Below are 16,729 nucleotides of genomic sequence, written 5' to 3' on the forward strand. Positions count from 1 at the left end.
TTTAATTATTTTTAATCAAACATGGCACTACACTTTGGCCAAAAAAAAGAACCGCCCCTTATTTCTATGCGGTTCTTTTCGCTTCTTTTGCGATTTTTTAGGGTTTAACTGTCAAAGTTCTGTTAAGTTGTTTCATAACTGGTCATTGATTTAAGCAAGTCGAGGTTCCTTTTGGAAGCGAAATCCTTTGGGTTAAGTTTTACAGCAATCGTAAACTCATGTATAGCATTTTTAATCATATTTTTGTTATAAAACGCAACACCCAGGTGATAATGAGCGGCCGCGTCCTCAGGTGTCCCGCGCACGACTTTTTGGAATTCCTGGATTGCTTCTTCGTCTTTTTGCATCCTTTCATAGGTAACCCCAAGCTGGTAATGAGCTAAGAGATAGTCAGGAGAAATCCTCAGGACCTCTTTAAAATGGTAAACTGCTTCTTCCAATTTTCCTAAATGATACAGGACTATTCCCAATTGGTAATGAGCGGATTTGTACTGGGGATTAATGGAAATCGCGGCCCTGTATTCCCTGATCGCGTCGTTCGTTTTATTAGTCCTGTAATAAAGTGTTCCAAGCTTATAATGGACATCGGCGTATAAAGGATTGTGCTCTTTAAGAATAACATATTGTTCTATTGCCTTGTCCACCATGTTGTATTGTTCATATAATTCGGCTAAATGGCTCCGTATTTTTATATTAGACTCATCTGCACTTAGCGCTTTTTGATATTCCTCAATCGCCTTGTTAAAATCGCCTTCTTTTTCCAGCAAATCAGCGTTTATCAAGTGGACGTGAGATATTGTGTTTTTAAAAGCATACCCGCATTCCTTGCAAAATTTATGGCTTATATCGTTTTCCGTATGGCAGTTTGGACAAATCATTTTATTACTTTACCCGCAACTGATAATTTTGTCAATATGATTTTTCTGCCTGATTTTTTGCAAAAATAACCTCCCGCGCATATGCCCGATTGTTAAACGCCCTGCGTCTGATCTTTTTCCGCAAATAACTGACTGAATACCATTAAAATGATTTCAGTATTGCAAAAAAAGTTTATTTATGCTAAAAAGATAATAAAAGGAGTTAGATTTTTGAAGACATTGGCCCAGGAAATAGAATCGCGTACAGGAATAAATGTGTTCAATTGTTACCAGTGCGGAAAATGTTCCGCGGGGTGTGTTTTTTCCTACCTGATGGATACGCCCCCGCACCTTTTAATGAGGTACATACAACTGGACATGAGAGAAAAAGCGCTTTCTTCCAACACCTTCTTTGGCTGCGGGGCCTGTGTCACGTGTTCTTTCCGCTGTCCGAGGGAAATAGATGTTTTGAGGGTAATAAATACAGTGAAAAGCATCGCTATGGAAGGAAAAATTTTGCCGCGCAATAAAAGCCTGGAAGATGTCCGTATTTTTGATAAAATATTTTTGGATAACATCGTAAGAAATGAACGGGCGGATGAATTTTCATTAGGGTTAAGTTTCAACCTGAAAAGCGGGAAGTTGCTAAAAGATGTTTCCCTCCTGCCGGTTTTATCCGAAAAAGATAAATTTGCAGTAAAAGAAAAAGCGGCTTCGAGGAATATTAAAAAGGTAGTTAATAAGCTGAAATAATAAATGAAAAAAACAATAATGGATTATAGTTATTATCCCGGCTGTTCGCTTAAAAGCAGCGCGAAAGACTATGAAAAGGCCGTGAAACGGGCAAGCGATCTGCTCGGCATAAGGCTTTTTGAACTCTCTGACTGGGCCTGCTGCGGCGCGAGTGTGTCCCATGTCCCGGAAGAATCTTTAAGTTTGGCCCTGCCGTCCATTACGATGGCGGAGGCTGAGAAATACTCCCGTGATATCGTAACCGCCTGCGCCGCTTGCTTTAACAGATTAAAGTCCACGCGCATTTTACTGGAGAAGTACCCTGAGAAAAAAAAAGAAACTGAAAAACTAATAGAAAAAAGCCTCCCGGAGAAAACCAGGATAAGACATTTTTTAGAAGTGTTATCGGAAGACGTTGAAGACCTGGACACCAGGATTAAAAAAACATTTAGTGGCTTAAAAACGGCGTGTTATTACGGCTGCCTGCTTACAAGACCCGCGGGCATGATCGCGGACGAGAGGAGTGAAGACCCTCAAATGATGGATAACCTGATGAAAAAATTGGGGGCGGATACCGTTATGTGGCCGTATAAAACCGAATGCTGCGGGACGAGCTTCGGCTTGTCAAAGCCTGAGGTTGTATTAAAACTGTCGGGGAAAATCCTTAAATCGGCAAAAAAAACAGGGGCTGATTGTATCGTGGCCGCCTGTCCCTTATGTCACGCAAACCTTGACCTGCGCCAGGCCCAGATAGAAAAATATAATAAGGAAAAGTTTGATATCCCTGTATTTTATTTTCCTGAACTGGTCGTTCTGGCATTAGGCGACGATTATAAAAATTTGGAGCTGGATAAGCATGTGGTTAATCCAATGCCGCTGCTTAGAAGAAAAGGTTTGATCTGAAAAAAGCCGTTTAAACAGTTTAAACGGATTGAACAAGGAATTTTCATGCGAATCGGAGTTTTTATCTGCCATTGCGGCACCAATATTTTGAGCGTAGTGGATGTTATCAAGATCGCGGAAAGTATATCCAATTACCCGGGAGTGGTAATAGCCAGGGAATATAAATATATGTGTTCGGAGCCGGGCCAGAACCTTATAAAAAACGCGATTAAGTGTTATAATCTGGACCGTATCGTTGTCGCGGCGTGCACGCCCAAACTGCATGAAAATACCTTCCGCAGGTGCGTGGATGAAATGGGCCTGAACCCGTACATGTTTGAAATGGCCAATATACGCGAGCAGTGTTCATGGGTGCATTCCGATAATCCCGAACTTGCGACGCGGAAATCCGAAGATCTTATAAAAATGGCCATTGAAAGGGTGCGGTTCGCGAAAGAACTCACCTGCTCGAAAGTGACTATTGAACGCAGGGCGCTTGTTATCGGCGGGGGGGTCGCGGGTATCCAGTCGGCGCTCGACATTGCTAACGCGGGATATCCCGTGACACTGGTTGAACGGACACCGTCAATAGGCGGCCGCATGGCCCAGCTTGATAAAACGTTCCCCACTCTTGATTGTTCCGCCTGCATCCTTACCCCGAAAATGGTGGAAGCCAACAGACATCCATTAATAAAGATTTACACATACAGCCAGGTTGAAGAAGTCAGCGGGTTTGTCGGGGGATACGAGGTTACAATCAGGCAAAAGGCAAGATCTGTGGAGATGAAAAAATGTACCGGCTGCGGTATATGCCAGACGAAGTGTCCTGTAAAAGTCGACAGTGAATTCGACGAGGGCCTTTCAAAACGCCGCGCGATTTATATGCCCTTCCCGCAGGCAGTGCCTAATGTCCCGGTTATTGACCGTGGGCATTGCAGGTATTTTTTGGAAAAAAAATGCGGTGTTTGTAAAAAAGTATGTCCCTCGGACGCTGTAAATTATGAACAGGAAGATATTATTATCAGGGAAAAATTCGGGAGTATCATAATAGCGACGGGTTTTGACCTTTTTGATTACAGCAAGTACGGTGAATACGGTTATGGAAAATATAAAAATGTGATTACGTCCATCCAGTTTGAAAGGATGGTTAATTCCGCGGGGCCGACCGGTGGCCGTATAGTCCGCCCCTCCGACGGCAAGGAACCGGAAAAAGTTGCGTTTATACAATGTGTTGGTTCCAGGGACGACAGGATAGGGAAGCCTTATTGTTCAAAGGTTTGCTGCATGTACACGGCCAAACACGCTATGCTGTTGAAAGAACATGTCCCCGGGTCGGAGGCATATGTTTTCTATATTGACATAAGGGCCAGCGGCAAGAATTACGAGGAATTCGTTCACAGGGTGCAGGAAAATTACCGCGTAAAGTATATAAGGGGCAGGGTATCTAAGATATTTGAAGAAGGGGATAAATTAATTGTAAGGGCATACGACACGATTTCCAATTTACCCATTGAAATGGATTTCGGTATGGTGGTCCTTGCCGTGGGTGTTGTTCCCCGCAGGGATTCGGAGCAGTTTGCTCGAACACTGAATATTTCCCTGGATAACAGCGGGTTCGTGGGTGAACTGCATCCCAAACTCGCGCCTGTGGAAAAAAACACGCCCGGGATATTTTTAAGCGGAAGCTGCCAGTACCCGCGGGACATCCCTGAATCCGTGGCCATGGCGGGGGCGGCCGCCGTGAAGTCCCTTTCGCTTTTCGCGAAGGAATTTTTAACCTCCGAACCCATGATCGCCGAGGTGAACGCATCCATCTGCACCGGGTGTTTAAATTGCAAAAATATATGTCCTTACCAGGCTATAATTGCGGAGGAGGTTAGAGACCTGGATGGAAAGACACGCCTGGTCGCGAAAGTGAATGAGACGATCTGCAGGGGATGCGGCAGTTGCGTGGCTACCTGCCCGTCGCAGTGCATTAATTTAAAAGGTTTTTCAAACGAGCAGATTCTCGCGGCGATTGAGGCGCTGTGAGAAAAATATATAATCATTTAATAGATAATTTTCAATAAATGGAGTAATTAATGCCTGATTCATTGATAGAAGTTTTGCCGAAGATTGTATCCGAAGGGAAAAAGGAAGTTGAGCTGATTCTGGAAAGAATTTCAAATGGCTCAAGGATAACTTTGCAGACGAACGAATACGTTTTGCCGTCCAAAGAAACTTCAGGGCTTTTCAGGGGTGCTGTAAAAGATGAGATAAAACAAAGTTGGCAGAACCGCTTGATTTATGGCGACAATTTGCTTGTTATGCAAGCGTTATTAGCAGACGATGAGGCGCAGGGACTGCCTTCAATGCGCGGAAAAATTGACCTTATCTATATTGACCCGCCTTTTGATTCAAAGGCGGATTACCGCACAAAAATCACGCTTCCTTCAGGGAATATCGAACAGAAACCCACTGTTATTGAGCAGTTCGCTTATTCGGACACATGGAAGGACGGGACGGTATCTTATTTAAAAATGATGTATTCGCGTCTGGTTTTAATGCGTGAACTGCTTGCTGACACAGGGTCGATTTATGTGCATTTGGATTGGCACGTGGGACATTATGTAAAAGTTATTATGGATGAAATATTTGGGAAGGAGAATTTTCTGAATAATGTTGTATGGTGCTATAAAACAAGGCAATTTTCAAAAAATTATTGGAATAGAAAACATGATGATATTTTAATTTATAAAAAAGGCTTAGAATGGATTTTTAATTATAAAGAAGTATTAGAGTCATATTCAGAGGAAACAATTAAAAAATACAAAAATAAAGATGAAAAGGGTTATTATAGGCTTTGTGGCAGAGGTATAAAAGGAAGCCCAATTCAGTCAGCTAAAGATGTAGATCCTAAATGGGAAAAAGAACATCCGGAATTAGTTGTAAGAAACTACTTATCAGAAGGATATGCTCCTTCTGATTATTGGTTAATTGATATTGAGAATCAAGCATCAAAAGAGAGAACCGATTTTGATACACAAAAACCTATAGAATTACTTGAACGTATTATTAGCGCTTCATCTAATACAGATTCTGTTATTGCCGATTTTTTTGCCGGTTCCGGCACAACCGGCGCGGTTGCGGAAAGTTTGGGGCGCAGATGGATAATGTCTGACATTGGCAAACCTGCATGCATGATTATGCGAAAACGCCTCATCGACCAGGATTCAAAACCGTTTTTATATCAATCTATCGGCGATTACCAGAAAGAGCAATTTGAAAAGAGCGAATTCAGGAGAATAAGTGATCTGGCACATGTTGTTCTAAACCTTTACGGCGCGATGCCTTTTAATCTGCAGGACAGCCCGCAGGGAAATCTGGGATACCTCAAAGAGGGAAGGACTCTGGTTTTTGTTGATTCACCTTCAAAATTAACTGGCCTTAACACCCTCAAAAAAGCCCAAACACTGCGGGGCAGTTTTATGGGCGGCTGGGAAAAGATAGTGGTGCTTGGCTGGAATTTTGTGACTGATATTGGCCAGGCAATTATAAATTTAAACGACCCAAAACTTGAGGTGCTGGTTATTCCTCCTGATTTGCTGGACAGGTTAAAGACAAAATCCTCTTATGATAAATTGATTAAAACCGGAAAAGTCAGGTTCTCATCTCTTCAGTATCTTTCAATAAAACCGGTAAAACGCGAAGAAAAGGACAGCGAAAACGAAGAATTAACGGTTGAATTATCCAACTATGTGCTTCTCTCGCCCGACGCAATGCCTTTGTCGGAAGAGGACAGGGAAAAAGTCCAGAACATAATTAAGGATGACCCGTTGTCTTTGATAGAATACTGGAGCATAGACCCTGATTATGACGGAGAGGTTTTCAGGAGCAAATGGCAGGATTACAGGGGCAATGTCGAAAGCGATAATGACGCTTATAATGTTGTCAGGAAAACCGCATTAACCTTGCCGAAAAAAGCAAACCGCAAAATCTGCGTCAAGGCGGTTGACGTGTTTGGATTCGAAAGCGCGGTGGTGGAGGAGGTAAAATAATACCTGTGAAATATTATTTCTTCCTTGACGAGACAGGGGACCATGGATTGTCCTATATTGACAAGAATTTTCCGATATTTTTATTATGCGGATGTTTATTCAGCGAAGATTCCCTGCGCCAGACGGAAAACACGTTGAATGATTTTAAACGCAAGTACTTTAATACAATAGAAGTAATTATGCATTCGCGCGAGATAAGAAAATGCGAAGGAGCGTTTCAGATACTATTTGATTTGAACTTAAAAGAAAAATTTTACAATGACCTAAATAACATACTTGATAAGGCTGATTTCAAGATAATCGGCGCGGTTGTCAATAAGGAAGAACACATCAAGAAATATGGCGCAGGGGCTAAAGATCCGTATGCCCTTTCGTTGTCATTTATTATCGAAAGGCTGATTTTTTGTGTAGACTTGATGGATAAAAACGCATCGGTGGATATCCAGGTTGAAGAAAGGGGCCGCAAGGAAGACGATATGTTATTGGCCCATTATAATACTATCAAGGATAGAGGGACATTTTATGTGTCAACTGAACGTATGATTCATCGGCTAAAGAGTTTTAAGTTTTTTAACAAGAGAGAAAATGTGCTTGGGTTGCAGGTGGCTGATTTATGCGCGTATCCTTTGGCTCGGTATGTGTTAAATCCGAGGGCTCCATACATTCCGTTTGACGTTATTAAAAGTAAAATTTATTGTAATTCCAAAGGAGAATTTGAAGGGTGGGGATTGAAGCAATTTCCATAAAAGCAAGAAGCCTCTCTTGCGAGAGGCCCCTTGTCGACCGGGAGACACCCCGATCCTTTTTACTTATTGCTACCGCTGATTAATATTGGCACAGCGGATGAAGCCTTGATAGGTTCCTTACCTTAAATAAGGAACAACTCTATTATATAGATATATATAGATAATGTCAAGTGTTTTAGCTTAGAGAGTAACGAATATGCCTACACCAATTAATATCGGCACAAAAGACATTCCGCTTAAGTTCGCGAAGCGTTTGACTGAAATAGTCAACGCCGAATTTAAGAAGGGAACGTTTCTGGATAAAGTTACTCCTGTAACCAGAGATTTATTGAGGTTCTGGTTTGAAGATATATTCTGCGAAAACAGGAGATACAATTTCCATTTGGGCCAGAAACAGGCTATTTTGAACACAATTTTTGTTCATGAAATATTCAGGACATCTACTGTGTTTGATATGTATACGGCGGTTGAACAGGAATTGTTAGCTCAGATAGATATGAAAGACCTTAAAAAAGACAAATACCAGCATCCGAAATATGCCGTAAAAATGGCGACAGGAACAGGCAAAACGTGGATAATAGAGGCCCTGTTGATATGGCAATATTTGAACGCCAGGCACGAAGAAAAGCCTTCCGGGAGATTTTCTAAAAATTTTCTTTTAGTTGCCCCTGGTTTGATAATTTATGAAAGGCTGATTAACGCCTTTTCCGGTAAAGAGAACGAGGAAGGGATAAGAGATTTCAGCCGGTCAGATTTTAAACAGTTTGAGGAATTATTTATTCCACCGTCTTACAGGGAGGAAGTTTTTGGATTTATACAGAATTCCGTCTGCAATAAAGATGAAATCGGCAAAAAAGTAACGGGAGACGGTATTATTGCTGTCACCAACTGGCACCTTTTAATGGGGGTTGAGGATGAAAAAGAGATTCAAAATTCTCCCCTGGAAAATCCTTCAGGAATATTAAAAGATATCCTGCCGATAACCCCAGGAACGAGCGCTGGACATTCCCTGGAAAGTCTGGATAACCAGTATTTTAAAGGCAATGAAATTGAATTTCTCGCGAAATTGGATAATTTAGTTGTTATGAATGATGAGGCGCACCATATCCATGAAAATAAAACTTATGGTGAAGTCCAGGAAGTTGAATGGCAGAAAAGTTTGAATTATATTTCAAAGTCAAAAGGCAGTCGTTTTATTCAGATAGATTTTTCGGCGACACCTTATGACGTGACAGGAAGCGGCCAGAAAAGGACCAAACATTATTTCCCGCATATAGTAGTGGATTTTGATTTAAGAACGGCCATCCATCACGGACTGGTGAAGACTATAACTATAGACAGGCGGAAGGAAATCGCGAGCCTGCCGCTGGACTTTAACGCTGAAAGAGACGGCAGAGATGTAATCGGCTTATCTCCGGGGCAAAAGACAATGCTCCGGGCGGGCCTTTCAAAGTTGAAAAGGCTCGAAGAACATTTTATTGATCTTACGAAAGACAAGGAAGGATTTTCCGTTAAACATCCCAAAATGTTCGTTATTTGCGAGGACACAAAAGTCAGCCCCAGAGTGATTGAATACCTTGTTGAATATGAAGGGCTCAAACAGGATGAAATTGTCCAGATAGATTCGGACAGAAAAGGTTCAATCCCGGATAAAGAATGGCAGGTGATTAAACAGAAATTGTTCGATATAGATAAACACGCGAATCCCAAAGTGCTTGTATCCGTTTTAATGCTGCGGGAAGGTTTTGATGTAAACAATATTTGTGTGATTGTTCCTTTGAGGTCTTCGCAGGCACCGATATTGCTTGAACAGACTGTTGGTAGGGGATTAAGGCTGATGTGGAGGGAACCGGAATATACGGAACTAAAGGATGAAAATCGCGAGCTGCTGCTAAAACGGAAACAAGAGCCGAAAAACTATATGGATATTTTAAGCATTATCGAACATCCCGCCTTTATTGAATTTTATGATGATTTGATTAAAGAGGTTATTATTACCGAACGTGAACCGGTTGACAAAGGCGATGTCTTGGGCGATATAATAAATGTTGGTTTGAAACCGAATTATAAGGATTATGATTTATTTTTCCCTGTTATTCTGAATGACAAGGAAGAAAATCTGGTACCGGTTGAAATTTCCATTGAGAAAATGGAGCCTTTTGAATTCTTCAGCCTTGAACAATTAAAAAAGATGGTGCCTAAAGCCGGCGATGTTTTTTATTCCGAAGAGATAACGGTAAAAACAAGGTTTGGCGATTATGAGGTAAAGCCGGATGTATTCAATTCCAAGAGTTACAATGAATTTATCGGCAAAATTATTTCCGCTGTTTCTTCAATAATTGTCAAAGTCGGCGCGAGAAAACAAAAAGAATTCCCTGTAATGCAGATAAATCAGGCCGAAATCGCAAAAGCGGTCGATAACTTTATAAGATATAAACTCTTCAAACAGGAATTTGACCCGTTTTATGAAAATAGCTGGAGGGTTTTGCTTTTAATTCAGAGCGGTATTGTTGAACATATAATAAAAGAAACGAGCAAGGTAATTTATTATTTGCAGAATAATATTGACATAAGCGAAGCTCAGGTGTTGAAAAAATGGTTCTCAAGCATTCCTGTTCTGAAAATGCGAAGCAATTATTGCCTTAATATAGTAAAAACCATTTATGAAAAACAGTCATATCCATCAAATAAAGGCGGTTTTGAAAAGAGCTTTATGGAATTTTGCGATACGGATTCTAGTGTTGTGGCTTTTATAAAGGTTAATGAGCATTATCATGATTTCGCGAAGATAAATTATGTCAGGAATGATGGCATGCTTTCCACATACTCTCCGGATTTTATCGTTAAGACCAAAGATAAAATATTTATTGTTGAAACCAAGGCACAGGATAATTTAAGTAATGAGAATATAATACTTAAACAACTGGCAACCATTGATTGGATTGACAGGATTAATCAATTAAACCCCGAAAACAGGATGAATGCCGAGTGGGAGTATGTTTTGCTCGGAGAAAACACATTTAATAGTTTAAAAGATAAAGGGGCCTCTATTCTTGAAATATTTGGGTACGTTAGGATTACTAAAGATAAAATTGATGGGAAGTTGTTTTAACAAAAATAATAATTTATGTTTAAGATTATATAATTATCAGATAAAATCATAGTATAAAGAAAAAAACTGATTGGATTTTTATGGAAGAAAAATTGGACGATAATTCTAAAAAAGAAAACAAACCGGCAACCTGGGAGCCCAAGATATATGCTTTCCTATGCAACTGGTGCAGTTACGAGGGCGCGGACCTCGCGGGCGGAAGCAGAAGGCTTTATCCCGCTAATGTCAGAATTATACGCGTGCCCTGTTCGGGGCGCATAGACCCGCTTTTTATACTTAAGAGTTTCGAACACGGCGCGGACGGCGTCCTGGTATCGGGGTGTCATCCCGGGGACTGCCATTACACCGAAGGGAACTATTTTGCGAGGCGCAAATTTGTCCTTGTGAAGAAACTGCTGGAATATGTCGGGATCGAGCCGGAACGGTTCCAGGCCCGGTGGATCTCCGCGTCAGAGGCGATAAAGTTTGTTGATACGGTGAAGGAAATGACTGAAAATATACGCAGGCTCGGGTCAAACAGGAAACTGGTGAAAAATATAGGGGAAACAATAAGTGATAGGTTTTAAGTTGTAAGAACTTATAACTAAAACCTGTTACTTAAAACTTTGATAAGGAGGCATCGTGAGTATCGAAAATAACGATAACAAAAAATTTTATCCGCCAAAAAAACTAAGTGAAAAAGCCCATGTAAAAAGCATGAAAGAGTATGAAAGGCTCTATAAAGAATCCGTAGAAAACCCTGAGGTCTTCTGGGGAAGGATGGCGGAGGAAAATATTACATGGTTCAAAAAATGGGACAAGGTTTTGGAATATGATTTTTCGAATATAGGCGGAATAGAAGGCCCTTTTGTCCAGTTTTTCAAGGGCGGGAAACTGAATGTGTCATATAACTGCCTGGACAGGCATCTGAATTCATGGAAGAGAAACAAGGCGGCGATTATGTGGCAGGGAGACAATGAAAATGAGAAGAGAACGATTACATATCAGGAACTCCATTCGGAAGTTTGCAGGTTTACCAATGTGCTAAAAAAACACGGTATAAACAAAGGTGATGTTGTTGTGATATTCCTGCCGATGCTCATAGAGCTTCCTATTGCAATGCTTGCATGCGCGAGGATAGGAGCTATCCACTCGGTGGTTTTTTCGGCTTTCAGCGCCCAGGCGTTAAAGGACAGAATAAATGATTCTAACGCGAAAATGGTTATAACATCAGACGTGGGTTTTCATGCCGGAAGAGTGGTTGAGATGAAACAGAAAACAGACGACGCATTGAGAGAATGTAAAAGCGTTGAAAAAGTCATAGTATTTAACCGGGGCGGCAAAAAAGTAATTATGCAGGAGAAAAGGGATTTCTGGTGGCATGAGGAAATGAAGGCCCACGGGATTGCCTACAAGTGCGATACGGTGTACATGGATTCGGAAGACCCTCTTTTTATTCTTTATACAAGCGGTAGTACGGGGAAACCAAAGGGTGTGCTTCATACTACCGGTGGATACCTCCTTTACGCGAACCTCACAACCCGTCTTATTTTTGATGTAAGAGATGAGGACATTTTCTGGTGCACTGCGGATATCGGATGGGTCACCGGCCATACATATATCGTATATGGACCCCTTTCCAACGGCGCGACGGTCATAATGTTTGAGGGCGTCCCGACTTACCCTGAAGTGGACAGGTTCTGGAAAATAATAGAATATTACAAGGTTAATATTTTTTATACTGCCCCGACGGCAATAAGGGCGTTAATGCGTTATGGCGAGGACTGGCCGAACAGGCACGACCTTTCAAGTCTGAGGGTCCTTGGGTCGGTGGGTGAACCGATTAATCCTGAGGCATGGCTCTGGTATTACAGGGTCATTGGCAAAGAAAAGTGCCCGGTCGTGGATACATGGTGGCAGACAGAGACAGGAGGCATATTGATTACGCCTCTGCCCGGGGCGACAATAACGAAACCTGGTTCGGCGTCAAAACCCTTTTTCGGCATTGTGCCGGAAATCCTGAAAGAAGACGGGACCGTTCCCGCGGTAAACGAAGCAGGCCACCTTTTGATTAAAAAACCCTGGCCGGGTATGATCCGCGGGGTATATGGTGATAAAAAAAATGAACTGATAAAAAAAGTTTACTTTTCGAAATTCCCGGGAAAATATTTGACGGGCGACGGTTGTTATGTGGATGAAGAAGGATTTTACTGGCTGACAGGAAGAATTGATGATGTAATGAACGTTTCAGGCCACAGGTTTGGGACAGCGGAAATAGAAAGCGCGCTGGTGTCTCATAACGCTGTCGCTGAAGCGGCCGTGGTAGGGTACCCCCATGATGTTAAAGGGCAGGGGATATATTGCTTTGTCACATTAAAAAAAGAATTTTCCCCTTCCGATGAGCTGAAAAAAGAACTTGCGGCGCAGGTGAGAAAAACCATAGGCCCGATTGCCACACCGGATAAAATCCAGTTTACCGACGCGCTGCCTAAAACCCGTTCGGGAAAAATCATGAGACGGATACTTAGAAAAATTTCGGAAGGAAATGCCGAATCCGTCGGTGACACCACAACACTGGCCGATCCTTCAGTGGTGGAGGCATTGGTCAAAGGAAGAATGTAATGGATATTAATACTGAGTTACAGGAAAAAGTTTATAAACTTTTTGAAGAAGGCAGGATTGAAAGGTTCATCGGCTATGAAAAAGGGAGCCTCCCATATAAAACAAAGCCGTGTATCATAAGAAAAAAGGAAGATGTCCGCCGGTTGATTTTTAATCAATTTTGCGTAAATAACCTTTCAATTTATCTTCGCGGAAGTCCGATGAAAACGGGGATATTGGCTAATACCTGCACGTTGAGGTCAATAACCATGTTAATCCAGCAAAAACAGGTTAACCCGGAAAATCTTTTTGTTATCGCGGTAAATTGCGCGGGAATGGCGGATAAAGAAGGAAATATTCTTGACAAGTGTAAGACCTGCAATCATGAGCTGCCGAAGATATATAATGAGCTGATAGGGGAAGAAATCACTGTTTCATGTAAACCGGGTGATGAATATAATTTTATTACTGAACTGGAGAAACTGCCTGTTGAAAGACGGTGGGAATTCTGGAACAAGGAATTTGAAAAATGCGTCCGCTGTTACGCGTGCAGGAATATTTGTCCTGTTTGTTTCTGCAGGGAGTGCGTGGCGGATAAAACCATTACGCAGTGGGTCAGCAAATTAAATCAATCCTCAACAAATGAATTTTATAATCTCATGCGGATTATGCATGTTTTGGGCAGGTGCACGGATTGCGGCGAGTGCGAACGGGTGTGTCCCGTCAAGATTCCATTCAGGAAAATACTTAAAAAGATGGAAAAAGAGATAAGAGAAAAATATGGGTATATCCCGGGTAGGGATCCGTCCGAAGCGCCGCCGTTAACGACTTTTAAGGAAGGGGATCCGGAAGAAGGAATTAAATAGTCGACAGTTCATAGTGAATAGTTGAGGGAAAGATTATGGAAAAAATAATTACAAAAGATAATTTATCCAAATTGATAGAAAAGCTGGTAACAGAACACGATGTTTTTGCTCCCGTGGGCGACGAATCTTACAGCCAATTCAGGTTAATAAAACGCCTGGATGAAGCAAATTTGGAATTGATAAATACTACAAAACCTTTAAAAGAGTTGTTTCTTCCACAGAGTGAAAAACTTTTCTCTGTTTCAGGCTCCGGGGAAAATTTGGCGATCGAACCCAAAAAGCCGCTTGAGAGAAAAAGGGTAATTATCGGCGCGAAATCATGCGATGTTAAAGGTGTTGAGTTATTGACAAAAGTTTATGAAGGAGGGACTGAACCGGATGAACTTTTTTCAGAAAGAAGGAAAAACACCCTGGTTATCGGATCAAGCTGCATAACACCGGGGGATACGTGTTTTTGCAAAGAGCTGGGGATAAACCCTTTTGAAGAAGAAGGAATGGATTTAGTTTTAATAAAAATAAATGGGAAATATTTCTTAAAATCCAAAACAAAACAAGGCGGGGAATTTTTAGAGAAATTTAAAGAATATTTTGGCGGGACTTCTCCTGAAGAAATTGAGAAAAAGAAAAAACTGGAAGAGAAGATAAACGCCGGTAAAAATAACATAATTGATATTAATACCATAAAATCATTTCTGGATAAAAGCGAAAATGACCCCGTCTGGGATGAATTAAGCGATATTTGCGTAGGGTGCGGAATCTGCACTTACTTGTGCCCCGTGTGCCAGTGTTTCGATATACATGATGAGCGCAAAAACGAAAATTTTTGCGCGAGGTTCAGGACGTGGGATACCTGCCAGTTCCCGGATTTCACGCAAATGGCGGGCGGGCATAACCCGAGGGGTAAGAAAAAACAAAGGATCCGCCAACGCATTTTGCATAAATTCAAATATTATCTTGAGAATTTTGCGACAGCGGGATGCACCGGCTGCGGCAGGTGTATTCAGTTATGCCCTGTGAATATCGATATTTTGGAGTTGCTGAAAAAGTTTAAGTAGATTAGCCGTAAAAAAGTAATTTCAAGGATTGTGATTCCTTGAAATTGGCATATTTTGAGGAATATGCCAATACGACATCCTAAAAAAGTGAATAAAAATTATATTAGGGTTGAGATATTTTTGTTTAAAAATATAGGGGTTTAGTGAATATGAAAGAAATACCTTCACATTATTATAAAATAAAACATTCAGGGAAATTAGATGAATATGAATTAGGGGCAGAAAGAACATTAGAAAAATTGTCATTAATAAATCTATTTGTAGGCGCAAATAATACCGGTAAAAGCCGATTTTTAAGAGCACTTTTTAACATGCAATTTGAATTTACTATGAATAATTATGATACAGGAATCTTTAATGGTTTTCTTGAAAACATAAAAAATGATTTTTCAAAAGCTTCATTTAATAATAAGGTCATGATTGATAATGCTATAACATTAGGTTCAGATTATTTGAATAATTTTATCAACAACATCACATACAAAACACCTTTTTTCCCACCACATCATAAAGGTAATTATAAGGAACTAGAATCCCTAATGGGAAAAATGTTGAAAGCAGGTGGATGGAATGAAGAAACATCAAAAATATTCATTGAGGATTCACATAAATTTGCAAAAGAAAAGTTAGAGAGGTTGAGAGAATTAAAATATAATCCAGATACAATAAATGAGAAAAAACGTTTTTATATTCCAGTACTTCGCGGAATGCGTCCGTTAACTGAAGATTTAAATGCTGATTTATATGAGAAACGCACACATTCAGATTATTTTCCCAAAGAAAATCCTTTAAATAATGTATTAGGGAATGCTAAAATATTTTTTAGCGGTCTGACACTTTATAATATTTTAAAAAGTAATCTGCTTGGGAAACAGCAAAGCAGAAATTCAGTACACGATTTTGAGGAATTTTTATCAAAAAATTTTTTCAACTCAAAACCTATCACTTTGATCCCAAGAGAGGGAGCAGATGTTGTTTATGTAGGTATTGGGAATGATGAGGAGTTGCCAATACACAACTTGGGTGATGGTTTGCAGAATTTAATCATAATTACTTTTAATATGTTTATGGAAAAAGAAAAATGCCTTTTCTTTATAGAGGAACCTGAATTATATATGCACCCCGGCTTTCAAAGAATTTTTATTGAAGTATTATCTTCACCCCTATTGAATCATCATCAATATTTTATCACAACCCATTCAAACCATTTGTTAGGTATGACCTTGGATTTTGAAAATATGTCTGTGTTTCTGTTTAGAAAAAAAGGTGAAGGTAAAGAAGCAAAGTTTTTGATAAATCAGGTATCATCGCGTGAAAGAAATACACTAAAAGAACTTGGTGTCCAAAACTCATCGGTATTTTTAAGTAATTCCACAATCTGGGTTGAAGGGATTACGGACAGGCTGTATTTAAGAAAATATATGGACAAATTTAAAGAGGAAATGGGAAGCGGCGATAAAGAATATTTTGAAAAAATTAATAATTTCAAAGAAGATTATCATTATTCTTTCGTTGAATATCAAGGCGCAAATATTACACATTGGTCATTTGATGGAAAAGAAGAAGATAAAATAAATGCAAAAGCCATGTGCGCTCAATGTTTTCTGATAGCGGATGGCGATATTGAAAATAAAGGGACCCGAAAAGAAGATTTGGAGGCTGTATTGGGCGACAGATTTGAAATATTAAAATGCAAAGAAATTGAAAATCTTATACCTGAAGAAGTAATTAAGAAATTAGTCCTAAAACAAGCGAGTTTTTTTAAGCGCGACTTAAAGTTAATCGGCAGCCATGGAAAATCTTTATTTTCGCTCTATTCGTCCATATAAAATTTATTTTTTGTTTCGTTAAACTGGGAAAAT

12 protein-coding genes are annotated in these 16,729 nt (G+C 40.3%); 11 read left to right on the forward strand and 1 reads right to left on the reverse strand.

What is annotated here, in order from left to right:
• Positions 1-122 precede the first annotated feature (122 nt).
• Positions 123-878, reverse strand: coding sequence for a tetratricopeptide repeat protein (locus AB1498_11490; GenBank protein MEW6088913.1), 756 nt, complete (start codon positions 876-878; stop codon positions 123-125).
• A gap of 210 nt (positions 879-1,088) precedes the next feature.
• Between AB1498_11490 and AB1498_11495 the strand changes: the two genes are divergently transcribed.
• From AB1498_11495 to AB1498_11545, 11 genes are all read left to right on the forward strand, one after another.
• Complete coding sequence (locus AB1498_11495; GenBank protein MEW6088914.1) at positions 1,089-1,610, forward strand: 4Fe-4S dicluster domain-containing protein; 522 nt, start codon at positions 1,089-1,091, stop codon at positions 1,608-1,610.
• 3 nt (positions 1,611-1,613) lie between these two features.
• Entirely contained in the window at positions 1,614-2,492 is an 879-nt protein-coding gene (locus tag AB1498_11500) for a CoB--CoM heterodisulfide reductase iron-sulfur subunit B family protein (GenBank protein MEW6088915.1), read from the forward strand.
• Between the two features lie 45 nt (positions 2,493-2,537).
• Positions 2,538-4,502 carry a CoB--CoM heterodisulfide reductase iron-sulfur subunit A family protein gene (locus AB1498_11505; GenBank protein MEW6088916.1) on the forward strand — a complete coding sequence of 655 codons (1,965 nt, stop codon included), beginning with the start codon at positions 2,538-2,540 and terminating at the stop codon, positions 4,500-4,502.
• A gap of 50 nt (positions 4,503-4,552) precedes the next feature.
• The gene (locus tag AB1498_11510; GenBank protein MEW6088917.1) at positions 4,553-6,508 is read left to right on the forward strand and encodes a DNA methyltransferase; all 1,956 of its coding nucleotides are present in this window, start codon (positions 4,553-4,555) and stop codon (positions 6,506-6,508) included.
• Between the two features lie 5 nt (positions 6,509-6,513).
• On the forward strand, positions 6,514-7,254 hold the full coding sequence (locus AB1498_11515) for a DUF3800 domain-containing protein (GenBank protein ID MEW6088918.1): 741 nt from the start codon (positions 6,514-6,516) through the stop codon (positions 7,252-7,254).
• A gap of 196 nt (positions 7,255-7,450) precedes the next feature.
• Positions 7,451-10,366: a DEAD/DEAH box helicase family protein gene (locus tag AB1498_11520; protein MEW6088919.1), complete on the forward strand. Its 2,916-nt coding sequence runs from the start codon at positions 7,451-7,453 to the stop codon at positions 10,364-10,366.
• A gap of 80 nt (positions 10,367-10,446) precedes the next feature.
• On the forward strand, positions 10,447-10,932 hold the full coding sequence (locus AB1498_11525) for a hydrogenase iron-sulfur subunit (GenBank protein MEW6088920.1): 486 nt from the start codon (positions 10,447-10,449) through the stop codon (positions 10,930-10,932).
• Positions 10,933-10,987: 55 nt separating this feature from the next.
• The gene (acs, locus tag AB1498_11530; protein MEW6088921.1) at positions 10,988-12,967 is read left to right on the forward strand and encodes an acetate--CoA ligase; all 1,980 of its coding nucleotides are present in this window, start codon (positions 10,988-10,990) and stop codon (positions 12,965-12,967) included.
• Positions 12,967-13,812 (forward strand): 4Fe-4S dicluster domain-containing protein, encoded by an 846-nt coding sequence (locus AB1498_11535; protein MEW6088922.1) that lies wholly within the window; start codon positions 12,967-12,969, stop codon positions 13,810-13,812. The genes acs and AB1498_11535 overlap by 1 nt, the downstream gene beginning before the upstream one ends.
• 35 nt (positions 13,813-13,847) lie before the next feature.
• Positions 13,848-14,867 carry a 4Fe-4S dicluster domain-containing protein gene (locus AB1498_11540; protein MEW6088923.1) on the forward strand — a complete coding sequence of 340 codons (1,020 nt, stop codon included), beginning with the start codon at positions 13,848-13,850 and terminating at the stop codon, positions 14,865-14,867.
• A 149-nt stretch (positions 14,868-15,016) separates the two neighbouring features.
• Positions 15,017-16,696 carry an AAA family ATPase gene (locus tag AB1498_11545; GenBank protein MEW6088924.1) on the forward strand — a complete coding sequence of 560 codons (1,680 nt, stop codon included), beginning with the start codon at positions 15,017-15,019 and terminating at the stop codon, positions 16,694-16,696.
• Positions 16,697-16,729 lie beyond the last annotated feature (33 nt).

Source organism: bacterium (genome assembly GCA_040754625.1).
Lineage (GTDB): Bacteria > JACRDZ01 > JAQUKH01 > JAQUKH01 > JAQUKH01 > JAQUKH01.